This is a genomic window from Pseudomonas entomophila L48, from assembly GCF_000026105.1.
GTDB lineage: Bacteria > Pseudomonadota > Gammaproteobacteria > Pseudomonadales > Pseudomonadaceae > Aquipseudomonas > Aquipseudomonas entomophila.
In genome coordinates this window covers 3,450,154-3,475,888 of record NC_008027.1, presented here as the reverse complement: position 1 = coordinate 3,475,888, position 25,735 = coordinate 3,450,154, and the positions used below count along the sequence as shown (strand labels likewise).

Sequence of the window (25,735 nt, the reverse complement as noted above, 5' to 3'; positions counted from 1 at the left end):
AATGGCCGCACATGACAGCGCCGCACTGGTGCAACGTTTTATCAGGTTGCCCCTGGCCCAGCGCCAGGCCTTCCTGGAAAAGCTTGCGAGCAAGGGGATGAGCCTGGCGCAGCTGCCGATACCCGGTGGCTGCGTCGAAGGCGAGACGGCACCGATGTCCTACGCCCAGGAGCGCCAGTGGTTCCTCTGGCAGTTCGACCCGGCGGGCGCGGCCTACAACATTCCCCTGGTGCTGCGTCTGCGTGGCGAACTGCAACTGGAGGCGCTGCGCCGCAGCCTGGCGGCGCTGGTCGAACGCCAGGCCAGCCTGCGCACGGTGTTCGCCGAGCCGGCCGAGGGTGAGCGCCTGCAGCGGGTGTGCCCGCCTTTCGCGCCTGAGTTGATGGAGCGCACTGTCGAGCCTGGGCAACTGGCAGCCATGATTGAAAGCGAGACGCAACAGCCTTTCGATCTGCGTCAAGGTCCATTGCTGCGTTGTGCGTTGTTCAAGGTCGATGCCCAGGAGCGGGTGCTGGTATTGACCTTGCACCACGCCATTGCCGACGGCTGGTCGCTGCAGGTGCTGCTCAAGGAACTGCTGGCCGGTTACGCGGCGTTCAGCCAGGGGCACGAGCCGGCCCTGGCGCCGCTGCCGATCCAGTACCGCGACTATGCCCTGTGGCAGCGTTGCTGGATGGAAGCCGGCGAGCAGGCGCGCCAGCTGGGCTACTGGACGCGGCAGCTGGGCGGCGAGCAACCGTTGCTGGAACTGCCGCTGGATCGTCCGCGGCCGATGGTCCAGAGCCTGCGCGGCGCGCGCCTGCAGGTGGCTTTGCCCACCACGCTGGCCGATGGCCTGCGCCAATTGGCGCAGCGCGAGCAGGCGACCTTGTTCATGGTGTTGCTGGCGTCGTTCCAGGTGCTGCTGCACCGCTACAGCAACCAGTCGGACATCCGCGTCGGCGTGCCGGTGGCCAACCGCAACCGGGTCGAGACCGAAGGGCTGGTCGGCTTCTTCGTCAACACCCAGGTGCTCAAGGCCCAGATCGATCCGCAGGCCAGTTTCCAGGCGTTGTTGCAGCAGGTGCGCAGTGCTGCCCTGGAGGCCCAGGCCCACCAGGAGCTGCCGTTCGAGCAACTGGTGCAGGCGCTGCAGCCGAGCCGCAGCCTGAGCCATTCGCCGCTGTTCCAGGTGATGTTCAATCATCAGGGCGGCGCGGCCCAGGGCGGTGACGCCCTGGCGTTGCCTGGCCTGAGCATCGAGGGGCTCGAGGCGCAGGGGCAGGCGGCCAAGTTCGACCTGACCCTGGATACCCACGAGGCGGGGCAAGCGCTGTCGGCGACCCTGACCTATGCCACCGATCTGTTCGATGCCGCGACCATCGAGACCATGGCCGGGCACTGGCTGAACCTGTTGCACGGGATCGTCGAGGCGCCCGCTCAGCGGGTTGGCCAGTTGCCGTTGCTGGCCGCGCACGAACAACAGCTGATGGTCGAGGCGTGGAACGCCACGGCGGTGCCCTTCGCCGATGACCAGTGCCTGCATCAACTGATCGAGGCCAGCGCCGCGCGCACGCCAACGGCCTCCGCCTTGAGCGTGGCCGGCGAAACCCTCGACTACGCCACCCTCAACCGCCGCGCCAACCGCCTGGCCCGACGCCTGCGTGCGGCGGGCGTGGGCCCGGATGTGCTGGTGGGCATCGCCGTGGAGCGTGGCGTGGAGCTGGTGGTGGGGCTGCTGGCAATTCTCAAGGCCGGCGGCGCCTACGTGCCGATGGACCCGGAATACCCGGCCGAGCGCCTGGCGCACATGGTCGAAGACAGCGGCGCGCAACTGGTGCTGACCCAGGCCCACCTGCGCGGCGCGCTGGCACTGCCGGCCGGTGTCGAGGCGCTGGAACTGCAAGCCGGCGAAGACTGGCTGGCGGAGTTTGACGGCGACAACCTGGCCAACCTGGCCGCGCCGAGCAACCTGGCCTACGTGATCTACACCTCCGGCTCCACCGGCAAGCCCAAGGGCGTGGGCGTGCGCCACGACGGCGTGCTGAACTTCCTGGCCAGCATGCTCAAGCAACCGGGCATCGACGCCAGTGACCGCGTGCTGTCGCTGACCTCGCTGTCGTTCGACATCGCCGGCCTGGAGCTGTACGGCAGCCTGCTGGCCGGCGCCTGCATCGTGCTGGTGGAGCGGGCCACGGCCCGCGACCCGCAAGCCTTGCTGGCCGCGATAGACACCGAGCGGGTCAGCGTGGTGCAGGCCACCCCGTCGACCTGGCGGATGCTGCTGGACAGCCCGCAGGCGGCGAGCCTGGCCGGGTGCAAGGCACTGTGCGGCGGCGAGGCGCTGGCGCCGGACCTGGCGGCGCGGCTGATCGAGCGCTGCGGCCATGTGTGGAACCTGTACGGCCCGACCGAAACCACCATCTGGTCGGCGCTGCACTACCTGGACGCGGGCCACCCGCAGGTGCTGCTGGGCCGGCCGCTGGACAACACGGCGCTGCTGGTGCTGGACGCCGACCTGCAACCGGTGCCGGTGGGCGTGGCCGGCGAGCTGTACATCGGTGGCGCGGGCCTGGCGCGGGGCTACCACCAGCGCCCGGGGCTGACCGCCGAGCGCTTCCTGGCCAGCCCGTTCGCCGACGGCGAGCGAATCTACCGCACCGGCGACCTGGCGCGCTTCGACGGCCAGGGCCGCCTGGAATACATCGGCCGCGCCGACCACCAGGTGAAGATCCGCGGGTTCCGCATCGAGCTGGGCGAGATCGAGGCGCAGTTGCTGGCCCGCGCCGAAGTGCGCGAAGCGGCGGTGGTGGCCCGCGACACCGGCCTGGGCACGCAGCTGGTGGGTTACCTGGTGCCGGCGGACGCGGCGCTGGTAGAGGCGGGCGAGGCCCAGCAGGCGCTGCGCGAAACCCTGCGCGCGGCGTTGGGCGAGGCGCTGCCTGAGTTCATGGTGCCGGCGCAGCTGATGCTGCTGGCGCGCATGCCGCTGACCCCCAACGGCAAGCTCGACCGCAAGGCGCTGCCGGCGCCGGACGCCAGCCTCGCCCTGGCGCGCTACCAGGCGCCGCGCAGCGAGCTGGAGTGCCAGCTGGCGCAGATCTGGGCCGAGGTACTGAAACTGGAGAAGGTCGGCCTTGCCGACAACTTCTTCGAATTGGGCGGCCATTCATTGCTGGCCACCCAGGTCATTTCCCGCGTGATTCAAGGTCTGGCGATCGAAGTGCCGTTGCGCACGCTGTTCGAGCACGCCACCCTGGGCGCGTTCGCCCAGGCGGTTGGCCGGGTCGCGAGCAAGCCCGTCGCGGCGATTACCCGTATTGCCCGCGACCAGGACCTGCCGCTGTCGTTCGCCCAGCAGCGCCAGTGGCTGCTCTGGCAGTTCGCTCCGGACAGCACGGCATACACCATTCCCGCCGTGCTGCGCCTGCGCGGTGCCCTGGACGTCGCGGCGCTGGAGCGCAGTTTCGCCGCGCTGGTCGAGCGCCACGAGAGCCTGCGCACCACCTTCCGCCAGACGGCCGAAGGCCCGCTGCAAGTGATTCAAGACGCTGTGTCCGTGGCGATGCCCGTGCTTGCGCTGCAAGGCGCGACCGAGACGCAGGTCGAGGCGCAGATCAAACAGTTGCTGCAACGCCCGTTCGACCTGGCAACGGGGCCGTTGCTGCGTGTCGAACTGCTGCGCTTGTCCGAAGAAGAGCACGTGCTGGTGATGACCCAGCACCATATCGTCTCCGATGCCTGGTCGATGCAGCGCCTGGTCGAAGAGCTGGTGGCGCTGTACGACGCCTTCAGCCAGGGCCAGGCGGCGCAGCTGCCGGCACTGCCGATACAGTACCTGGACTACGCCGTGTGGCAACGCCAGTGGCTGGCCGAAGGCGAGCAGGCCCGCCAGCTGGCCTACTGGACCGCCCAGCTGGGCGGCGAGCAGCCGGTGCTGGAACTGCCCACCGACCGCCCACGGCCGCCGGCGCAGAGCTACCGTGGCGCGCGCCACGCGCTGCACCTGGCACCGGCGCTGGCCGACGGCCTGCGCCAACTGGCCCAGCGCGAGCAGGTAACCCTGTTCATGCTGCTGCTGGCTTCGTTCCAGGCCCTGCTGCACCGCTACAGCGGCCAGGCCGACATCCGTGTCGGCGTGCCGATCGCCAACCGCACGCGCCTGGAAACCGAAGGCGTGGTGGGCTTCTTCGTCAACACCCAGGTGCTCAAGGCCGAGGTCGATGGCCAGGCCAGCTTCCAGGCCTTGCTGGCCCAGGTGCGCAACGCCGCCCTGGAGGCTCAGGCCCATCAGGACCTGCCGTTCGAGCAACTGGTCGAGGCGCTGCAACCGGAGCGCAGCCTGAGCCACAGCCCGCTGTTCCAGGTGATGTTCAACCACCAGCGGGTGGCGGCGGCGATGGCTGCTCCGCACGGCTTGCAGGTCGAGGCGCTGGGCTGGGACAGCCACAGCACCCAGTTCGACCTGAGCCTGAACACCTTCGAGGGCGAGCAGGGCCTGTCGGCATCGCTGGTGTACGCCACCGACCTGTTCGACGCGGCGAGCATCGAGCGCCTGGGCGCGCACTGGCAACAGCTGCTGCAAGGCCTGGTGGCCGACGTGCAGGCACCGCTGGGGCAACTGACGCTGCTGGCGCCAGCCGAGCGTGAGCAGGCGCTGCACGGCTGGAACGCCACCGGCCGCGACTATGATCTGGCCCTGAGCGTGCCGCAGCGCTTCGAGGCACAGGTGGCGGCGACCCCGCAGGCCCCGGCGCTGATGTTCGCCGGCCAGCAGCTGAGCTACGCCGAACTCAACGCCCGGGCCAACCGCCTGGCCCGCGAACTGGTGGCCCAGGGCGCGACGGCCGATGCGCTGGTGGGCATCGCCGTGGAGCGCAGCGTGGAGATGGTGGTGGGCCTGCTGGCGATCCTCAAGGCCGGCGCGGCCTACGTGCCGCTGGACCCGGAATACCCGCGCGAGCGCCTGGCATACATGATCGAGGACAGCGGCATCGAACTGCTGCTGACCCAGGCGCACCTGCTGGCCGAGCTGCCGCTGGGCGAGGGTGTGCGCAGCCTGGTGCTGGACCAGCCGGACGCCTGGCTGGCCGGCCATGGCGACAGCAACCTGGGCCTCGTGCCAGCGCCGCAGCAACTGGCGTACGTGATCTACACCTCCGGTTCCACCGGCACGCCCAAGGGCGCCGGCAACCGTCACGACGCGCTGGTCAACCGCCTGTGCTGGATGCAGGAGGCCTACGGGCTGACGGCGGCGGACAACGTGCTGCAGAAGACCCCGTTCAGCTTCGACGTGTCGGTGTGGGAGTTCTTCTGGCCGCTGATCACCGGCGCGCGACTGGTGGTGGCGGCGCCGGGGGCGCACCGCGATCCGGGGCAATTGATCGCACTGATCGAGACCGAGCAGGTGAGCACGCTGCACTTCGTGCCGTCGATGCTGCAGGCGTTCCTGCAGGACCCTCAAGTCACCCGCTGCACCTCGCTGCGGCGGATCGTCTGCAGTGGCGAGGCGCTGCCGGTGGACGCGCAGCAGCAGGTGCTGGCGCGGCTGCCGTGGAACGGGCTGTACAACCTGTACGGGCCGACCGAGGCGGCGATCGACGTGACCCACTGGACCTGCCGCGAGGAAGGGCGCGACAGCGTGCCGATCGGTGTGCCGATCGCCAACCTGGCGACCTACATCCTCGACGCCGAACTGGCGCCGGTGCCGGTGGGCGTGGCAGGCGAGCTGTACCTCGGTGGCGTGGGCCTGGCGCGCGGTTACCACCGCCGCCCGGCGCTGACCGCCGAGCGTTTCGTCGCCAGCCCATTCGGCGGCGAACGGCTGTACCGCACCGGTGACCTGGCGCGCTACCGCGCCGACGGGGTGATCGAGTACGCCGGGCGTATCGACCACCAGGTGAAGATCCGCGGCCTGCGCATCGAACTGGGCGAGATCGAGGCGCGTTTGCTGGAGCAACCCGGCATCCGCGAAGCCGTGGTGCTGGCCATCGACACCCCGGCCGGCAAGCAGCTGGCCGGCTACCTGGTGCCGGAGGACGCCGCCGTGCTGCAGGCACCGGCCCAAGACCAGGCGCAACTGGCCGAGCAGGTGCGTGGCCAACTGCGCCAGGCGCTGCCGGAGTACATGGTGCCCGGGCCGCTCATGCTCCTGGCGCAACTGCCGTTGAGCCCCAACGGCAAGCTCGACCGCAAGGCCCTGCCGGCTATCGAGGCCAGCAGCGCGCGGCCACCGTTCACCCCGCCGGTCACTGAATTGCAGTGCCAGGTCGCGACGATCTGGCAGGCCGTGCTGGGCTGCGCCCGGGTGGGCCTTGCCGACAGCTTCTTCGAGCTCGGCGGCCACTCGCTGGCCGTGGTCAATGTGGTCTCCCGCATCCAGCTGGAACTGGGCCTGGCGCCCGGTCCGCAAGCGTTGTTCCAACACCCGACCCTGGAAGCCTTCGCGGCGCACCTGGAACAGTCGGGCAAGCAGGTCGACACGGTAAAACTGAACAAGCTGGAAGCCCTGCTTGATGAAATGGAGGAAGTCTGATGGACAAGAGTGTTGCTTCGAGGATCGCCAAGCGCTTTATCACTCTGCCCCTGGACAAACGCAAGCTGTACCTGGAAAAGATGAGCGAGGAAGGGGTGTCGGTGGCCAACCTGCCGATCCCCAGGGTGCGTGACGCCTTCGGCCGCATCCCGCTGTCCTACGCCCAGGAGCGTCAGTGGTTCCTCTGGCAGCTGGAGCCGGACAGCGCCGCCTACAACATTTCCACCGCCCTGCGCCTGCGCGGCGAACTGGACGTGCAGGCCCTGCGCCGCAGTTTTGCGGCCCTGGTGGCGCGTCACGACGTGCTGCGCACCCGCTTCGTCGACCAGGGCGAGGGCCTGGCCCAGGTGATCGACCACGACACGGCGCTGGACGTGCCGCTGGACCTGCTGCCCGACGGGCTGGCGGGGGAGGCGCGCGATGTCTGGATCGAAAATTACATCCACGAGCACGGCGCGGCGCTGTTCGACCTGGCCGCCGGCAACCTGCTGCGGGTGCGCCTGCTGCGCCTCGACGCGCAGGACCATGTGCTGGTGATGGTCTTGCACCACATCGTCTCCGATGGCTGGTCGAGCCGGGTGATGGTCGATGAGCTGGTGCAGGCCTACGCGGCCTACAGCCAGGGGCGTGAACCGCAGGCCGCGGCCTTGGAAGTGCAGTACGCCGACTACGCGATCTGGCAGCGCCATTGGATGGAAGCCGGCGAACGCGAGCGGCAGCTGAAATACTGGACCGCCCGCCTGGGCGATGACCACCCGGTGCTGGAGCTGCCAGGCGACTGGCCGCGCCCGGCGCGACGCAGCTACCAGGGCGGGCGGCTGCGCATCGACCTGCCGCAACCCTTGGTCGAGGGCCTCAAGGCCCTGGCCCGTCAGGAAGGCGTGACGTTGTTCATGCTGTTGCTGGCCACCTACCAGACCCTGTTGCACCGCTACAGTGGCCAGGCCGATATCCGCGTCGGCGTGCCGGTGGCCAACCGCAACCGCGTCGAAACCGAAGGGCTGATCGGCTTCTTCGTCAACACCCAGGTGCTCAAGGCCGAAGTCGATTCGCAGGCGAGCTTCCTCGCCTTGCTCGCGCAGGTGCGGGTGGCCGCGCTTGAAGCACAGGCCCATCAGGACCTGCCGTTCGAGCAACTGGTCGAAGCCCTGCACCCGCAGCGCAATGCCGGGCACAGCCCGCTGTTCCAGGTGGTCTACAACCACCAGCACACCGCCAAGGGCGATGATCAGGCCGCCGACCTCGGCGCGCTGGCCATCGAGGGTATCCAGACCCAGCGCCATACCGCGCAGTTCGACCTGACCCTGGACACCTACGAAACCGAGCAGGGCGTGTGGGCGACCCTGAGCTACGCCAGCGACCTGTTCACCGAAGGCAGCGCCGAGCGCATCGCCGGGCATTGGCTGAACCTGCTCGCCGGGATCGTCGCCGAACCGGGCCAGCGCATCGGCGAGCTGCCGCTGCTGGGCGCCGACGAGCGTCGCGCCAGCCTGGCGGCACTCAACCCGTCACCCCGGAACTTCCCGGCTCGCGGCTGCGCCCATCACTTGATCGAGGCCCAGGCCGCGCGTGCCCCCGAGGCCATCGCCCTGACCTTCGAAGGCCGGCACCTGAGCTACGGCGCGCTCAATGAGCAGGCCAACCGTCTCGCCCACCAGTTGATCGGTGCGGGCGTCGGCCCGGATACCCAGGTCGGCCTGGCCTGTCGCCGTGGGCCGGACATGCTGGTCGGTCTGCTGGCCATCCTCAAGGCCGGTGGCGCCTATGTGCCGCTGGACCCGGCCTATCCGCGCGAGCGCCTGGCCTACATGATCGACGACAGTGGCATCCGTTTGCTGCTGGCCGACCCCGAAACGGCCCGGCAGATGGATGTCCCGGTGAGCGTCAGCGTGCTGCCGTTGGCCGCGCCCGCCGACCTGCCGGCCCACAACCCCGAGGTGGCGCTGGGGCCGGACAACCTGGCCTATGTGATCTATACCTCCGGTTCTACCGGCAACCCCAAGGGCGTGCTGCTGCCCCACGGCAACATCCTGCGCCTGTTCGCGGCCACCGCCGAATGGTTCGATTTCGGCGCCGACGATGTCTGGTCGCTGTTCCATTCCTATGCCTTCGACTTCTCTGTGTGGGAGATCTTCGGTGCCCTGATGCACGGTGGTCGCCTGTTGATCGTGCCCCAGGACGTGACCCGCAGCGCGGAAGACTTCTACGCGCTGTTGTGCGACGAAGGGGTGACGGTGCTCAACCAGACTCCGTCGGCCTTCAAGCAACTGATGCAGGTGGCCTGCCAGGCCCCCGACTCACGCCGACATGTCCTGCGCTATGTGGTGTTCGGTGGCGAGGCCCTGGAGGTCAAGGGGCTGCGCCCGTGGTTCGAGCGCTTCGGCGACCAGCCGACCCGGCTGATCAACATGTACGGCATCACCGAGACCACCGTGCACGTGACCTACCGCCCGTTGAGCCTGGCGGACCTGGACAACGGGGTCGGCAGCCCGATCGGCGTACCGATCACCGACCTGTCCTGGTACGTGCTCGATGGCCAGCTCAACCCGGTGGCCGCCGGTTGTGTGGGTGAGCTGTATGTCGGCGGCGCCGGCCTGGCCCGTGGCTACCACCGCCGTGGCGGCTTGAGCGCCGAGCGCTTCCTGGCCGACCCGTTCGGCCCGGCCGGCGCGCGCCTGTATCGCACCGGTGACCTGGCACGGCACACGGTCTCGGGTGAGATCGAATACATCGGCCGCATGGACCACCAGGTGAAGATCCGCGGGTTCCGCATCGAGCTGGGCGAGATCGAGGCCTGCCTGCTGGCCCAGCCTGGCGTGCGCCAGGCGGCGGTGTTGGCATTGCCAGGCATCGGTGGCGCGCAACTGGTGGCCTATGTGGTCATGGCCGAGGGCGGCGAGCCGCAGGCACGCCGTGATGCGCTGCGCCAGGGGCTGCGTCAGGACCTGCCGGACTACATGGTCCCGGCGCACTTCCTGCTGCTCGATGCCTTGCCGCTGACCACCAATGGCAAGCTCGACCGCAAGGCCCTGCCAAGCCCGGACGCCAGCCAGCCCCAAGCGGCGTTCCGCGCCCCGGCCAGCGAGCTGGAACAGCGCCTGGCGGCGGTGTGGGAAAGCGTTCTGGATATCGAACGTGTCGGTCTGGACGACGATTTCTTCGCCCTGGGCGGCCACTCGCTGCTGGCCACCCAGGTCATTTCACGGGTACGCCAGGTGCTTGGCCGCCAAGTGGCGCTGCGCACGCTGTTCGAGCACACCACCCTGGGCGGGTTCGCCCAGGCCCTGGCGCCGCAGGACGACGTGCGCCTGAGCGAGATCCCGCTGGTGCCACGCGGCGCCAGCCAGCCGCTGTCGTTCGCCCAGGAGCGCCAGTGGTTCCTCTGGCAACTGGAACCGGGCAGCGCGGCCTATCACATCCCGATGGCCCTGCGCCTGCGCGGCACGCTGGACATCGCGGCGCTGGAGCGCAGCTTCGCGACACTGGTCGAGCGCCATGAAAGCCTGCGCACCCGCTTCGTGACCGAGGAGGGCCAGGTCCGCCAGGTGATCGACGCAGCGTCGCCACTGACGCTGTCGTTGGATCTGAGCCTGCTGGGCAACCCTGACGAGCAGGCCTTGCGCGCCGTGGTCGAAGAGGAAACCCGTCAGCTGTTCGATCTGGAGCAAGGGCCGTTGTTGCGCTTGCGTCTGTTGCGCCTGGCCGAACAGGAACACGTGCTGGTGATGACCCAGCACCATATCGTCTCCGACGGCTGGTCGATGCAGCGCCTGGTGGAAGAGCTGGTGGCGCTGTACGACGCCTTCAGCCAAGGCCAGGCGGCGCAGCTGCCGGCACTGCCGATCCAGTACCTGGACTACGCCGTGTGGCAGCGCCAGTGGCTGGCCGAAGGCGAGCAGGCCCGCCAGCTGGCCTACTGGACCGCCAAGCTGGGCGGCGAGCAGCCGGTGCTGGAACTGCCCACCGACCGCCCACGCCCGGCGGCGCAGAGCTACCGTGGCGCGCGCCACGCGCTGCACCTGGCCCCGGCGCTGGCCGACGGCCTGCGCCAGCTGGCCCAGCGCGAGCAGGTGACCCTGTTCATGCTGCTGCTGGCCTCGTTCCAGGCGTTGCTGCACCGCTACAGCGGCCAGGCCGACATCCGTGTCGGCGTGCCGATCGCCAACCGCACGCGCCTGGAAACCGAAGGCGTGGTGGGTTTCTTCGTCAACACCCAGGTGCTCAAGGCCGAGGTCGATGGCCAGGCCAGCTTCCAGGCGTTGCTGGCCCAGGTGCGCCAGGCGGCGCTGGAAGCCCAGGCGCACCAGGACCTGCCGTTCGAGCAACTGGTCGAGGCGCTGCAGCCGGAGCGCAGCCTGAGCCACAGCCCGCTGTTCCAGGTGATGTTCAACCACCAGCGGGTGGCGGCGGCGATGGCTGCTCCGCACGGCTTGCAGGTCGAGGCGCTGGGCTGGGACAGCCACAGCACCCAGTTCGACCTGAGCCTGAACACCTTCGAGGGCGAGCAGGGCCTGTCGGCATCGCTGGTGTACGCCACCGACCTGTTCGACGCGGCGAGCATCGAGCGCCTGGGCGCGCACTGGCAACAGCTGCTGCAAGGCCTGGTGGCCGACGTGCAGGCACCGCTGGGGCAACTGACGCTGCTGGCGCCAGCCGAGCGTGAGCAGGCGCTGCACGGCTGGAACGCCACCGGCCGCGACTATGATCTGGCCCTGAGCGTGCCGCAGCGCTTCGAGGCACAGGTGGCGGCGACCCCGCAGGCCCCGGCGCTGATGTTCGCCGGCCAGCAGCTGAGCTACGCCGAACTCAACGCCCGGGCCAACCGCCTGGCCCGCGAACTGGTGGCCCAGGGCGCGACGGCCGATGCGCTGGTGGGCATCGCCGTGGAGCGCAGCGTGGAGATGGTGGTGGGCCTGCTGGCGATCCTCAAGGCCGGCGCGGCCTACGTGCCGCTGGACCCGGAATACCCGCGCGAGCGCCTGGCATACATGATCGAGGACAGCGGCATCGAACTGCTGCTGACCCAGGCGCACCTGCTGGCCGAGCTGCCGCTGGGCGAGGGTGTGCGCAGCCTGGTGCTGGACCAGCCGGACGCCTGGCTGGCCGGCCATGGCGACAGCAACCTGGGCCTCGTGCCAGCGCCGCAGCAACTGGCGTACGTGATCTACACCTCCGGTTCCACCGGCACGCCCAAGGGCGCCGGCAACCGTCACGACGCGCTGGTCAACCGCCTGTGCTGGATGCAGGAGGCCTACGGGCTGACGGCGGCGGACAACGTGCTGCAGAAGACCCCGTTCAGCTTCGACGTGTCGGTGTGGGAGTTCTTCTGGCCGCTGATCACCGGCGCGCGACTGGTGGTGGCGGCGCCGGGGGCGCACCGCGATCCGGGGCAATTGATCGCACTGATCGAGACCGAGCAGGTGAGCACGCTGCACTTCGTGCCGTCGATGCTGCAGGCGTTCCTGCAGGACCCTCAAGTCACCCGCTGCACCTCGCTGCGGCGGATCGTCTGCAGTGGCGAGGCGCTGCCGGTGGACGCGCAGCAGCAGGTGCTGGCGCGGCTGCCGTGGAACGGGCTGTACAACCTGTACGGGCCGACCGAGGCGGCGATCGACGTGACCCACTGGACCTGCCGCGAGGAAGGGCGCGACAGCGTGCCGATCGGTGTGCCGATCGCCAACCTGGCGACCTACATCCTCGACGCCGAACTGGCGCCGGTGCCGGTGGGCGTGGCAGGCGAGCTGTACCTCGGTGGCGTGGGCCTGGCGCGCGGTTACCACCGCCGCCCGGCGCTGACCGCCGAGCGTTTCGTCGCCAGCCCATTCGGCGGCGAACGGCTGTACCGCACCGGTGACCTGGCGCGCTACCGCGCCGACGGGGTGATCGAGTACGCCGGGCGTATCGACCACCAGGTGAAGATCCGCGGCCTGCGCATCGAGCTGGGTGAGATCGAGGCGCGTTTGCTGGAGCAAGGCCAGCTGCGCGAGGCGGTGGTGATCGCCTGCGATGGCCGCAACGGCAAGCAGCTGGTGGCCTACGTGGTGCCGGCCGGCAGCGAAGTGCCGAGTGCCAGCCAACTGGGCGCGCACCTGCTCGAACAGTTGCCGGACTACATGGTCCCGGCGCAATTCATCGTGCTTGAGCGCATGCCCTTGAGCCCCAATGGCAAGCTTGACCGCAAGGCCTTGCCCGCGCCCGAACCGGTGGCGCCGAGCACGGACTACGAGGCGCCTGCCACCGCCGCCGAACAGGTGCTGGCGACGATCTGGCAGGGCTTGCTGGGCCTGGAGCAGATTGGCCGTCAGGACAACTTCTTCGGCCTGGGCGGCGACTCGATCATCTCCATCCAGATGGTCGGGCGCGCACGCCAGCAGGGCCTGAACCTCACCCCACGCGACGTCTTCAAGCACCAGACCATCGCCGCCCTGGCGGCGGTGGCCAGCACCCAGCAAGCGCTGTCGATCGACCAGGGCCCGGTGACGGGTGACAGTGCGCTGGTGCCGATCCAGGCCGAATTCTTCGCCTTGGACATTGCCGAGCGCCAGCACTGGAACCAGTCGGTGCTGCTGGAGCTGCGCGATGCGTTGGCCCCTGAACTGCTTGAGCGCGCCTTGCGTACGCTGGTCATGCAACATGACGCCTTGCGCCTGCGCTTTGTCAGCGAAGGCGGGCAGGTGCACGCCAGCCATGTACCACTGGTGGAGCTCGAAGCGCATTGGCAGCAGGCGCCGCTGCTCTGGCAAGCACCTGTGCAAACACTGGAGCAGAACAGGGCACTGGCCCTGCAAGCGCAACGTAGCCTGGATCTGCAGCATGGGCAGTCGCTGCGTGCCGTCCTGCTGCCCAACGGCGAAGGCGGGCAGCAGTTGCTGCTGGTGATCCACCACTTGGTGGTCGATGGCGTGTCGTGGCGTCTCCTGCTCGAAGACCTGCAGACCGTCTGCCGCCAGCTCCAGGGCGGCACGTCGGTCAAACTGCCGGCCAAGACCAGCGCCGTGCGCGATTGGGCCGCCTTCCTCGCGACCCATGCCGGCACCCTTGAACAGGCTGGCGAGGCAGACTACTGGTCGGCCCAGTTGCAGGACGCCCCGCGTGACCTGCCGTGCGAACGCCCGACCGGCAGCCTGGCCAACCGCCACCGCGCCAGTGTCAACACTCACCTCGACGCCGAGCTGACCCGCCAGCTGCTGCAGCAGGCGCCGCGAGCCTACCGCACCCAGGTCAACGACCTGCTGCTGGCCGCCCTGGCGCGTACGCTGACCAACTGGAGCGGCCAGCGCCATGCGCTGATCCAGCTCGAAGGCCATGGCCGCGAGGACCTGTCGCCGACAGTGGACCTGAGCCGTACCGTGGGCTGGTTCTCCAGCCTCTACCCGCTGCGCCTGAGCCCGGACCCGCAGTGGGCCACCTCGATCAAGACCATCAAGGAGCAACTGCGCGGCGTGCCGGACAAGGGCATCGGCTTCGGCATCCTGCGCCACCTGGGCAGCCCGGCGGTGCGCGAGCGCCTGGCGGCACTGCCCGTGCCACGGGTGACGTTCAACTACCTGGGGCAGTTCGACGGCAGCTTCACGGCGGCCGACGATGCTCTGTTCGTGCCCCGTGGCGAGCGCCTGGCCCCCGATCAGGACGAAGCCGCGCCGTTGAACAACTGGCTGTCGATCAACGGCCAGGTCTACGGTGGCGGGCTCAACCTGGCCTGGACCTTCAGCCAGGCGATGTTCGACGACGCCACCGTGCAAGCCCTGGCCGACGACTACGCCAATCAGCTGCGCGCGCTGATCGAGCACTGCCTGACGCCCGGGCAGCGGGGTGTCACGCCTTCGGACTTCCCCCTGGCGCAGGTCAGCCAGGCCCAGCTCGATCGCCTGCCCGTGGCGCTCGAACAGGTCGAGGACCTGTACCCGCTGTCGCCGATGCAGCAGGGCATGCTGTTCCACACCCTGGAAGCCGGTGGTGACGACCTGTACATCAACCAGACCAGCGTGGCCGTGGACGGGCTGGACGCGGAGGCGTTCGTGCGGGCCTGGGAGCAGGTGATCGGCCGCCACGAGATCCTGCGCACCGGTTTCTGGAGCGACGCCGCCCTGAGCGAGCCGCTGCAGCTGGTCCATCGCCAGGCAAGCCTGGTGGTGCAGCGCCTGGACTGGCGCCAGCGCGCGTTCTGCGAGCAGGACCTGCAGGCGCTGGCCGCGGCGGATTGCGCCCAGGGCTTCGACCTGCTGGCCGCGCCGCTGATGCGCCTGACCCTGGTGCGTCTGGGCGAGGACCGCCACCAGCTGATCTGGACCAGCCACCACATCCTGATGGACGGCTGGAGCAAGTCGCGCCTGCTCGGGGAAGTGTTCCAGGTCTATGGCGGCCAGGCCCCGGCGCCGCGCCGTGGCCATTACCGCGACTACATCGCCTGGTTGCAAGCCCAGCCGGCCGATGCCCAGGAAGCGTTCTGGAAGGCGCGCCTGCAAGCGGTGGAGGGCACTACCAGCCTGGCCGCCAGCCTGCCGGCGCCAGCACCGGGGCTCAGCGGCCATGCCGCGCTGTACCTGAAATGGGACGCCACCCGCACCGCGCGCCTGCGTGAGCAGGCCCGCGCCCTGCGCGTCACGCCCAACACCCTGGTGCAGGGCGCCTGGTCACTGCTGTTGCAGCGCTTCACCGGCCAGCAGAGCGTGTGCTTCGGCGCCATCGTCGCCGGTCGCCCGGCGCAGCTGGATGGTGCCGACGAGATGCTCGGGCTGTTCATCAACACCTTGCCGATCATCCAGGCGCCGCGCCCGGAACAGGTCGCCGCGCAGTGGCTGCAAGCCTTGCAGACCCACAACCTGGAAGCCCGCGACCACGAGCACACCGCGCTGGCGGATATCCAGCGCTGGTCGGGGCAGGGCGCCCAGGGGTTGTTCGACAGCATCATCGTGTTCGAGAACTACCCGATCGACGAGCGCCTCAAGGAAACCGGTGACAGCACCCTGCAATTCGGTGCCGTGACCGGGCGTGACGTCACCAACTATGCCATGGACCTCGCGGTCCATCTGAACGACACCTTGAGCATCGAGTTCCTTTACCTGCGCAACCGCTTCAGTGAGGCATCCTGCGCCCAGGTCATGGCGAGTTTCGAGGTGCTGCTGCAGGCGCTGATCGACACGCCGCAGGCCACGCTAGGCAGTCTGGCGACCCTCGACGCCACGCAGCAACGCCAGCTGGAACGGGATAACCAGTTGGCGGCGAAGGCTGAAGGCGCGTTGCTGGCAGAACTGATCGCCCGCCATGTGGCCCTGCAACCGCAGGCGCCGGCGCTGGTCTGTGGCGACCGGCAGCTGAGCTACGCCGAGCTCGAAGTGCGCGCCAACCGCCTGGCCCACCGGCTGATCGCCGAAGGGGTCGGCCCGGAGATGTTCGTGGGTGTCGCCCTGGAGCGTTCGGTCGAGGTGATCGTGGCCTTCTACGCGGTGATGAAGACCGGCGCGGCCTATGTGCCGCTGGATGTCGACTACCCGCGCGAACGCTTCAACTGGATCGTCGAAGACTCGGCCATGGGCGTGCTGCTGAGCGAACAGCGGGTGCTGGAGCGCCTGGGGCAGCCGGCCAGCGGCCTGGTGCTGACGCTGGACGACCTGGACTTGTGCGGCGAGCCCGAGCACTGCCCGGCGCCGCGCGCCCAGGCCGACAACCTGGCGTACCTGATCTACACCTCCGGCTCCACCGGCAAGCCCAAGGGCGTGGCGGTGGCCCACGGGCCGATCCGCATGCACTGCCAGGCGATCGCCGAGCTTTATGAGATGAGCGCGCACACCCGCGAGCTGCTGTTCATGTCATTTGCCTTCGACGGTGCCCAGGAGCGCTGGCTGTCGACCCTGCTGTGCGGCGGCTGCCTGGTGATCCGCGACAACCGTTTGTGGACGCCGGAGGAAACCTGGCAGGCCCTGCACGCGCAGCGCATCAGCATCGCCTGCTTCCCACCGGCCTACCTGCAGCAACTGGCCGAGTTCGGCGAAGGGCGCGAGGCGCCACCGGTGGACATCTACTGCTTTGGCGGCGACGCGGTGGCCGAGGCCAACTTCGAGCGGGTCAAGCGCGTGCTCAAGCCGCGCTGCCTGACCAATGGCTACGGGCCGACCGAAACCGTGGTCACGCCGCTGCTGTGGAAGGTGACTGTCGACCAGCGCTGTGAAGCCGTGTACGCACCGATTGGCGTGCGGGTCGGCGAGCGCACCCTGTATGTGCTGGACAACCAGCTCAACCCGGTGCCGGTCGGCGTGGCGGGCGAGCTGTACATCGGCGGCGAGGGGCTGGCCCGGGGTTACCATCAGCGCCCGGGCCTGAGCGCCGAACGCTTCGTCGCCGACCCGTTCGGCAATGGCGGGCGGCTGTACCGTTCCGGTGACCTGGTGCGCCAGCGCCCGGATGGCGTGATCGACTACCTCGGGCGCCTGGACCATCAGGTCAAGGTGCGCGGTTTCCGCATCGAACTGGGCGAGATCGAGGCGCGCCTGCGCGCCATGGCACCGGTGCGCGACGCGGTGGTGGTGGCCCGTGACACCCAAGGCGGCAAGCAACTGGTCGGCTATGTGGTCGCCGACGCCCAGCAGGGCCTGGCCGAGAAATTGCGTGGCGACCTGCAGGCCGAGTTGCCCGACTACATGGTGCCGAGCCAGCTGCTGGTGCTCGAGGCGTTGCCGCTCAACCCCAACGGCAAGGTCGATCGCAAGGCCCTGCCGGACCCGGACTTCAAGCGTCGCGAGTACCTGGCGCCGCGCAATGCCGTGGAAGCGGCCCTGGCGGTGATCTGGCAGGACGTGCTGGAAGTGCCGCAGGTGGGGGTGACCGACAACTTCTTCGAACTCGGTGGCGACTCGTTGCGCATCCTCAAGGTACTGACCAAGGTGCGCGCCAGCGGCCTGGGGCTGGACCTCAAGCTGCGCGACCTGATGGCCCGGCCGACCATCGCCGAGCTGTCCGGCTACAGTGCCGACGACCTGGCGCTGGACCCGGTGCTGTCGCTCAACCGGCGGGTCGCCGACGTGCCGGCGCTGTTCTGCCTGCATGCCGGTTTCGGCACGGTGTTCGACTACGAGCCGCTGGCCCGCCTGCTCGAGGGCAAACGCAGTGTCTTCGGCCTGCAGTGCCGCATGCTGCTCGACCGCAACTGGCAGGACGAGTCGCTGGAAGCAATGGCCATCGACTACGCCCAGTACATCCGCCAGAAACAGGCCGATGGCCCTTACCATCTGCTGGGCTGGTCGCTGGGGGGCAGCCTCGCGGTGCTGGTGGCCGAAGAACTGCGCCGCCAGGGCCAGGAGGTGGCCATGGTCGGCCTGGTGGACAGCTACCTGCCGGGTGAAGGTGCAGACGCGCCACAGGATTATCGTGAGGATCTGCTGGCGTTCCTCGGGGTGGTCTGTGGCCATCGACCACAGACATTGCCCGGCCTCGAAGTGGCCGCGATACCGGACGAACAGGTGCTGACTCAGGCCATCCAGGCTTGCCTGACGCAGGTACCTGTGCACGCTGAACAGCCACGTTTCGACGCCCAGGAGCTGGCCCATGTGTTCCAGGTGGCCATGCGCCTGAAAGCCCTCAGCCTGCGCCTGGCGCCCCTGCCGGCGCTGGATTGCGAGGTGCACTGCTGGTGGGCGGCGCGTGTTGCGTTGTCCGCGCGGCAGGGCTTCGAGGCGGGCTTCGGCGCGCTGGCCGCCAGCCATACGGTCCAGGCCGGCCACTTCGAGCTGTTGCGCGATCCGGGGCTGCTGGCCCAACTGGTCCAACTGCTCGGCGAGCCTGAGCCTGTCGCCGGTTGATCTTCCCGGGCCCTGGCGACGGGGCCCGCATTTATTGCGCTGTACATTTTCCAAGGAATCAACATGTCTCTGCATCCCGACCTTGCCGGCTTTCTCGAACTGGTGGAAATGGGGCGATTGATGGGCAACAGCCAGCCGATGCACCAGTTGAGCGTCGAGCAGGCCCGTCGTGAATTCGCCAGCAGCTCGGCCATTCTCGACCCGAGCCCGCCTGCGGCGCTCGAAGTGACCGAGCTGAGCATCGTCGCGCGCGATGGCGCCACGTTGGCGGCGCGCCTGTACCGTGGCGAAGGCCCGCGCCCGGCGGCGCAGCCGACCATTCTCTACCTGCACGGCGGTGGTTATGTCGTCGGCAGCCTGGACTCCCATGATTCGGTGTGCCGTCGCCTGGCGGCCGATGGCCGTTTCGCGGTGCTGGCGGCGGACTACCGCCTGGCGCCCGAGCAGCGATTCCCCACCGCCAGCAATGATGTGCTGGACGTGGCCGACTGGTTGGCCGCGCAGGCCTCGACACTGGGCCTGGACGCCGCGCGGGTGGCGGTGGCCGGCGACAGCGTCGGTGCCACCTTGGCCACGGTGCTGGCGTTGGCGGCCCAGAAGGGGGAAACGCGGCTGGCGCCCGTCGCCCAGATGCTGTTCTATCCGGTGACCGACACCAGCCGCGAGCGTGACTCCTACGTCCGCTACGCCGAAGGTTACCTGCTGGAGAGCGCGACCCTGCGCTGGTTCTACGACCTGTACCTGGCCGAGCCCCGGCAGCGCCTGGACTGGCGGGCCTCGCCGTTGTTGATCGAGCAGCTGCCGGCGCAGGTGCCTAGCTTCGTCAGCCTGGCTGGGCATGATCCACTGTACGACGAGGGGCTGGCCTGGGCCGAGCGGCTGCAGGCCAGCGGCACCGAGGTGACCCTCGATTTGCAGCCGCAGTTGACCCATGATTTTCTGCGCATGTCCGGCATGGTGCCGGAGGTGCAGGGGATTTATGACCGGGCGCTGGAGTGGCTTTTCCAGCGTTGTTGATGGCGAGTGCATCGCGGATGAATCCGCTCCTACAACAGCGCCTGCCTGTAGGAGCGGATTCATCCGCGATGCGGCGTGCTCGATCTACAACCCCTGAACCCAGACCGCAACCCAATGCGGGTATTTACCTAGCTTATCCACCAACCCCGCTCTCAGCGGATTGGCAACGATATACCTCGCAACCTTGACCACATCGTCCTCCCGGCGCAACGCACGGTCGTGAAAACCGGCCTGCCAGACGGGTATTAAACTGACTCCGGCCTTGCGCAACGCATGGCTCGACCGCGCCTTGAAATAGCGCATCAATGTGCTCAATGACTCCTCCTTTAATTCGACCAGCCAATGAACGTGATCGGGCATCACTACCCAGGCCAGTGATCGGCACTGGCCTTCCTGGTCAGCCTGGCGCAGGAATCGGATGGCCGTTCGTGCGTGGTGGAGGTCGAGGAACAGGGGCTGGCGGTGGTGGGTGACGGTGGTCAGTACGTAGAGCCTGCCGGGCTCCGAATACCTGCCGCGGCGGAGTTGGCTGCCTTGGGGAGTGTGCATGAGGGCGTCCATGTGGGGTTTCATGGTCCAGCCTAGTGGTGGTGCCCTGGAGGAGATGGGGGAAACATTTTCAGGGTTTGTCGGGCGCCGCTTTGCGGCGCATCGCGGATGAATCCGCTCCTACAGGCAAGTCGCGTGTAGGAGCGGCTTTAGCCGCGATGCGCCGAGCACATCCCACGAAAAAGCCCCTTTGCCAGCGACTGGCAAAGGGGCTTTTTCACATCCAGGGCGCTAGACCCCAGGCACATCGATCACCACTTGTAGGTGAGGTCCGCAGTCACGGTACGCTCGGCACCCAGCAGGCACCCAACCGTGGCGAAGCAGCCCGCCACGTAGTACTTGTCGGTGAGGTTCTTCACGTTGACCGACGCCTTCAGGCCTTCCAGGCTGCGGTCGGCCTTGCCGAAGTCGTAGCTGATCATGGCGTCGACCAGGGTGTAGTCCGGCACCTTGAAGGTGTTCTGCGCGTCGCCGTAGGTCGAGCCGGTGTAGCGGGCGCCGACGCCGAAGCCCAGGCCGGCCAGCGGGCCACCCTGCAGGGTGTAGTCGACCCACAGCGAAGCCAGGTGCTTGGGAATGCGCACCGGGGTCTTGCCCTTGTTGCTGATGCCGGCGACGTTCGGGTTGTCCTTGGTCACCTCGACATCGGTCACCGAGTAGGAGGAGATCACGTTCAGGCCCTCGACCGGCTTGAACACACCTTCCAGCTCGACGCCACGCGAGGTGACTTCACCCTCCTGGACGCTGAACGACGGGTTGCTCACGTCGGTGGTCAGCACGTTCTGCCGACGCAGGTCGAACGCCGACAGGGTCACGTAGCTCTGCGAGCCGTTGGGCTGGTACTTCACGCCGATCTCGTACTGCTTGGCGGTTTCGGGTTCGAACTGCGAGCCACTGGCGGTGGTGCCGCTGGTGGGCAGGAACGACTCGGTGTAGCTGATGTAGGGGAACAGCCCGAAGTCGAACAGGTAGCCCAGGCCGACACGGCCGGTGAAGTCCTCGGCGTCGGTGCTCTGCTTGGTGTCGAGCAGGCGGTTGCGGGTATCCAGGCTGGCCCAGTCGTAACGGCCGCCCAGCGAGGCGATCCAGTTGCCGAACTTGATCTGGTCCTGCAGGTAGACACCGAGCTGGCGGTTCTTCTCCGAGGTGCTGAGCAGGCTGGTGTAGCGCGAGGTGTCGATCACCACGTCGCGGTTCGGGTTGTAGATGTTGATCGACGGCGCATTGCCGGTCTGGGTGAAGGCGCTGCGCTTGCCGTGCTGGTAGTCGGTGCCCATCAGCAAGGTGTGCTCGAGTTCGCCAGTGGCGAATTTGCCGACCAGCTGGTTGTCGATCGCGTAGTTGTCGTTCTCGTAGTCGCGCAGCTGGTAGTAGCGGTTGATGGTGTTGCCGTTGATCACGCCACTGTTGCGGTACAGCTGGTGCTCGTAGCCGGTGAAGTGGGTGTAGCGGAAGTTCTGCTTGAACGTCCAGCTGTCGGTGAGGTTGTGCGTCAGCTCATAGCCCACGCTGGTCTGCTCGGCTTTCTCGGCGTCGAAGCCGGGCTCGTTCAACGAACGATGGCGTGGCAGCTTGCCGTTGGGGTTGGAGCCGTCGAACAGCGAGTAGGGCAGGTTGCTGGTGAACAGGTTCTTGTTGCGCTGGTAGGAGGTCAGCAGGGTGAGGCTGGTGTCCTCATTCGGTGCCCAGGTCAGGCTGGGGGCAATGTAGACCCGGTCATCCTTGATGTAGTCGATGCTGCTGTTGGCGTCGCGGCCCAGCGCGACCAGGCGGTAGCTGAGGGTCTTCTGTTCGTCCAGCACGTCGCCGATGTCCATGTAGGCCTGGGCGCGGTCGTTGCTGCCGCCGGAGATGCCCACTTCATGGTGCGGGCTGAAGGTCGGGCGTTTCGATACGAAGTTCAGCGTGCCGCCTGGCGAGCCTTGGCCGTACATCACCGACGCCGGGCCCTTGAGCACTTCGATGCGCTCCATGCCGTAGGTCTCTGGCGAGTAGTAGCCGACCTGGTTGTTGCGCAGGCCGTCGGTGTAGGCGTTGGCGTTGATCTGCTGGAAACCGCGCACCATGATGGTGTTGTCGGTCGGGTTGTTGCCGGCCACGTTGGAATAGACGCCCGCGGTGTAGGCCAGGCTGTCGCTGACGGTCTGCGCGCCCTGGGCGGTCATGCGGTCACGGGTGATCACCGAGATCGACTGCGGGGTTTCCATCAGCGAGGTGTCGGTCTTGGTGGCGGTGGTCGAACGGGTGGCGATGTAGCCTTCGACCGGGCCGTAGGGGTTTTCCTGGCCCTTGGCGTTGATCACGCTCGGGTCGAGGGTCACCGCGGCGCTGCTGTCGTTGCTTTGCAAGGTCAGGGTGTTGCCGTCCAGGCTGTAGCGCACCCCGGTACCGCGCAGCAGGCCGGCGGCGGCGGCCTGGGCCGAGAGGTGGCCGCGTACCGCGCTGCTGCGCACGCCCTGGACATCGTCCGGGCTGTACAGCACCTGCAGGTTGGTCTGGTCGGCCAGTTGCTTGAGCGCGCTCGGCAGGCTCTGCGCGGCGATATCGACATCGTATTCCTGGGCCTGGGCCAGGCCTGCCATTGGCAAGCCCAAGGTAATGCCCATCAGGGCGACGGGCAGGGTGCGACGCAAGGAGTGGCGCAACAGCAAGGCTTTGGCCAGGGGCGTGAAGTCACTGAGTGTCGACATCGTTATAGCTCTTGGAGTGTGTGTTAAGTGGGAATTATTAGCATTGGCTTTAAGTGAGACGTTGCAGTTCCGTGAAACCGGATAGCATTTGCGAAATATTTTTATTTAGGCGCGAGCGCCAGCCGCCTGGTCAGGCGGGCTGGGGCTCGCAGATGACGCGGCCGTTTTCCATGCGCACGATCTGGTCGGCGACATCGAAGTAGCGGTCGTCGTGGGAGATGACGATCAGGGTGCGGCCCTGGCGTTTGAGGTCCGGCAGGATCTCGGTGTAGAACACCCGGCGAAACGCCGGGTCCTGGTCGGCCGCCCATTCGTCGAACACCAGCACCGGGCGCCCCTCGATCCAGGCACTGACCAAGGCCAGGCGCTTGCGTTGCCCGGTGGACAGGTCGGTGGTGGTGAAGGCGCCGTCGCGGATCGATACCTTGTGGTCGATCTCCAGGCGCTCCAGATACTGCACGGCGTTGGCCGGCACTGCGGGGCCATCGTTGACCAGGTCGTCGAACAGGTAGTAGTCGGCGAAGATGGTGGTGAACAGCTGGCGATAGTCGTCCCGCTCGCGGTCGCCGACCACCTCGCCGTTGAGCAGCACCTGCCCCTGCTGCGGCGGGTACAACCCCAGCAGCAGCTTGATCAGGGTGGTCTTGCCGCCGCCGTTCTCACCGACGATGAACACGATGTCGCCCTGGGCGATGTCGAGGTTCACCGGCCCCAGCTTGAACGGCGTACCGCCATCGGCAGCCGGGTAGCTGTGGTGCACATCGACCAGTTGCAGGCGCTCGACCGGCACCTTGGGCGGCTCGCGGTCGGTCAGCAGCAGGTGAGGCTCCGGCGAGGAGAACTGCTCGGACAGTTCGGCGATGCGGCGAAAGGCGATCTGCGCCCGGCTGACGATCGGCAAGGTGCTGACCAGGTGCTCCAGCGGCCCTTTCATGTACAGCAGCACCAGTACGAACCCGCTCATGACCGCCTTGTCGCTGCTCGGCCACAGTGACTGCAAGGCCAGGGCCAGGCCGATCACCACGAAGAACAGCATCGAGCCCAGGCTTTTGGCCACCACGAACGTGTTGACCGAGCGTACCTGCTTGTCGCGGATCCGCTCGGCAGTCGCCTGGATGCCGTCGACGAACATGCGCTGACGGCGCGCACGGTGGATGCGCAGCTCCTTGGCGCCCTCGGCGATGGCCTGGTAGTGCTTCTGCAACTCGTCCTCGGCTTCGCGGGCATCGATGAAGCCCTGGATGCCGCGGGCGCGGGCGATGTACTGGACCACGGTGCCGACACCGATGGCCACCAGCATCAGCAGGAACATCGGCAGCGACAGCAGCGCCAGGTAGGCCATGCAGCCAAGGACCACCGTGACCGAGATGGCCAGCGGCGCAAAGGCGAAGGCGAACGAGCTGATGGTGTCGATGTCGTGGGTCAGTACCGGGATCAGGCGATGGCTGCGGTAGCGTTCGATCTGCGCGATGGGGGCGCTGAGCACCTTTTCGCCCAGGCTGCGGCGCAGGTTGGCGATGATCTGCTGGCCGACCCGGTTGCTGCCGATGTCGGAGAAGATCGAGCCCAGCAGGGCCAGCACGCACAAGCCGGCGAACGCCCCGACCAGGGCCAGGCTCAGGCCGTCTTCGCTGTGCAGGCCACGGTTGATGGTGGCCAGCAGCACCGTGACGCTGAAGCCGCCGAGGATGCCCAGCAGGATCGACGCCGTCACCTGCGGCCAGAACGGCCGCAGCAAGGCCAGCAGTTCGCGGGTGGCGCCGCGAGAAGGGGTTTTCATGGCGTGATCCTTCAGGCGCTGATCGCAAGGCTGCCGGTGCCGCTCAGGCGTGCCTGGCCCAGCGCCTGGTACAGCGACTCGCCGATTTCCGCCGCGCGGTTGGGCAGCACCGACAGCAGGGTGTCGCTCAGGCCATGGCTGTTCTCGCAGAAGCCTTGCAGGTACACCGCCGCCTGCAGGTCCGGGCTGGCCAGGGCGCGGTAGTCGCGGGCGACGTTGAAGTCCTGGAGGTAGCCCTGCAGCGGCGCCAGCAGGTCACGGTGGGAGCGACGCTCGTAGCCGGTGGCGAGGATCACCGCGTCGTAGCGGTGGGTCTGCGACTGGTGGGTGGCCAGGTCCTGCAGGGTCAGCTCGATGCCGTCGGCGGTGGCGACGGCGGCCTGCACCTGGCGGCGGCAGAGCACGGCGTGGCGGTACTGGTGGGCGACTTTCTGGCGGTAGAGGATGCCGTAGATGCGTTCGAGCAGGTCGATGTCGACCACCGAGTAGTTGGTGTTGTGGTACTCGGCGATCAGTTTCTGCCGCTCGTTCTGTTCCTGGTTGAACACCAGGTCGGTGTAGTCGGGGGCGAAGATTTCGTTGACGAACGGGCTGTCGTCGGCCGGCTTGAGGGCGCTGGCGCGCACGATCATGTCGACCTTGACCGACGGGTAGCTGTCGTTGAGGTCGATGAACGCCTCGGCGGCGCTCTGCCCGGAGCCGACGATGGCGATGCGCATGGGCTTGCCTTCGGTGCAGGGCAGGGTGGCCAGGCTGCTCAGGTAGCGGGAGTGGTGGAACACCCGCGGATCATCCTTGAACGCGGCGAAGCTGGCCGGCACCTTGGGCGTGCCACCGCTGCCGACCACCACCGCGCGGCTCAGGCGCGCGTGCTCGTGGCCCTGGGCGTTGCGCGAGATCACGCGCAGGTGGCGCACCTGGCCGTTGTCCAGCACCGGCTCGATGCGGGTCACTTCTTCACCGTAGCGGGCCTGGGTGGCGAAGTGTTCGGCGGCCCAGCGCAGGTAGTCGTTGTACTCCAGGCGGCAGGGGTAGAACGTGCCCAGGTTGATGAAGTCGGCCAGGCGCTGCTTCTGGTGCAGGTAGTTGACGAAGCTGTACGGGCTGGTGGGGTTGCGCAGCGAGACCAGGTCCTTGAGGAAGGAGATCTGCAGCTCGCTCTGGGTAGCCAGGGTGTTGCCGTGCCAGCGGTAGTCGTTCTGCTTGTCGATGAACAGCGCGTCGAGGGCGTGGCCGTGGGTTTCGGCGAGTTCTTCCAGGGCGATGGCCAGGGCCAGGTTGGAAGGGCCGAAGCCCACGCCGATGAGGTCGTGGACCTGCTGGGAGGTATGGGGCTGGCTCATGCTATCGGTTCCTTGAAGTGGCGGGGGGCGCCGACGGCGGCCACCCC

At 67.9% G+C, this 25,735-nt stretch carries 7 protein-coding genes; 3 read left to right on the top strand and 4 right to left on the bottom strand.

Annotated features, from left to right (window positions below; genetic code table 11):
* Position 1 precedes the first annotated feature (1 nt).
* The 3 genes from PSEEN_RS14925 (at position 2) to PSEEN_RS14915 (ending at position 19,326) form a co-directional block, all read left to right on the top strand.
* Entirely contained in the window at positions 2-6,514 is a 6,513-nt protein-coding gene (locus PSEEN_RS14925) for a non-ribosomal peptide synthetase (RefSeq protein WP_158020297.1), read from the top strand.
* Positions 6,514-18,309, top strand: a complete 11,796-nt coding sequence (locus tag PSEEN_RS14920) for a non-ribosomal peptide synthetase (RefSeq protein ID WP_011534374.1) — start codon at positions 6,514-6,516, stop codon at positions 18,307-18,309. The genes PSEEN_RS14925 and PSEEN_RS14920 overlap by 1 nt, the downstream gene beginning before the upstream one ends.
* Before the next feature lie 63 nt (positions 18,310-18,372).
* A complete protein-coding gene (locus tag PSEEN_RS14915; RefSeq protein ID WP_011534373.1) occupies positions 18,373-19,326 on the top strand; it encodes an alpha/beta hydrolase in 954 nt (317 codons plus the stop codon).
* A gap of 84 nt (positions 19,327-19,410) precedes the next feature.
* Here PSEEN_RS14915 and PSEEN_RS14910 read toward each other — a convergent pair whose 3' ends face one another.
* The 4 genes from PSEEN_RS14910 to PSEEN_RS14895 form a co-directional block, all read right to left on the bottom strand.
* Positions 19,411-19,875 (bottom strand): REP-associated tyrosine transposase, encoded by a 465-nt coding sequence (locus PSEEN_RS14910; RefSeq protein WP_011534372.1) that lies wholly within the window; start codon positions 19,873-19,875, stop codon positions 19,411-19,413.
* A 251-nt stretch (positions 19,876-20,126) separates the two neighbouring features.
* Complete coding sequence (locus PSEEN_RS14905) at positions 20,127-22,565, bottom strand: TonB-dependent siderophore receptor (protein WP_011534371.1); 2,439 nt, start codon at positions 22,563-22,565, stop codon at positions 20,127-20,129.
* A gap of 130 nt (positions 22,566-22,695) precedes the next feature.
* Positions 22,696-24,345 carry a cyclic peptide export ABC transporter gene (locus tag PSEEN_RS14900; RefSeq protein WP_011534370.1) on the bottom strand — a complete coding sequence of 550 codons (1,650 nt, stop codon included), beginning with the start codon at positions 24,343-24,345 and terminating at the stop codon, positions 22,696-22,698.
* 11 nt (positions 24,346-24,356) lie between these two features.
* On the bottom strand, positions 24,357-25,688 hold the full coding sequence (locus PSEEN_RS14895; protein WP_011534369.1) for a lysine N(6)-hydroxylase/L-ornithine N(5)-oxygenase family protein: 1,332 nt from the start codon (positions 25,686-25,688) through the stop codon (positions 24,357-24,359).
* Positions 25,689-25,735 lie beyond the last annotated feature (47 nt).

Excerpts from the sequence above, each read along its gene's own strand:
- PSEEN_RS14925 (WP_158020297.1), top strand. The coding sequence starts at position 2 with ATGGCCGCACATGACAGCGCCGCACTGGTGCAACGTTTTATCAGGTTG.
- PSEEN_RS14920 (WP_011534374.1), top strand. The coding sequence starts at position 6,514 with ATGGACAAGAGTGTTGCTTCGAGGATCGCCAAGCGCTTTATCACTCTG.
- PSEEN_RS14915 (WP_011534373.1), top strand. The coding sequence starts at position 18,373 with ATGTCTCTGCATCCCGACCTTGCCGGCTTTCTCGAACTGGTGGAAATG.
- PSEEN_RS14910 (WP_011534372.1), bottom strand. The coding sequence starts at position 19,875 with ATGCACACTCCCCAAGGCAGCCAACTCCGCCGCGGCAGGTATTCGGAG.
- PSEEN_RS14905 (WP_011534371.1), bottom strand. The coding sequence starts at position 22,565 with ATGTCGACACTCAGTGACTTCACGCCCCTGGCCAAAGCCTTGCTGTTG.
- PSEEN_RS14900 (WP_011534370.1), bottom strand. The coding sequence starts at position 24,345 with ATGAAAACCCCTTCTCGCGGCGCCACCCGCGAACTGCTGGCCTTGCTG.
- PSEEN_RS14895 (WP_011534369.1), bottom strand. The coding sequence starts at position 25,688 with ATGAGCCAGCCCCATACCTCCCAGCAGGTCCACGACCTCATCGGCGTG.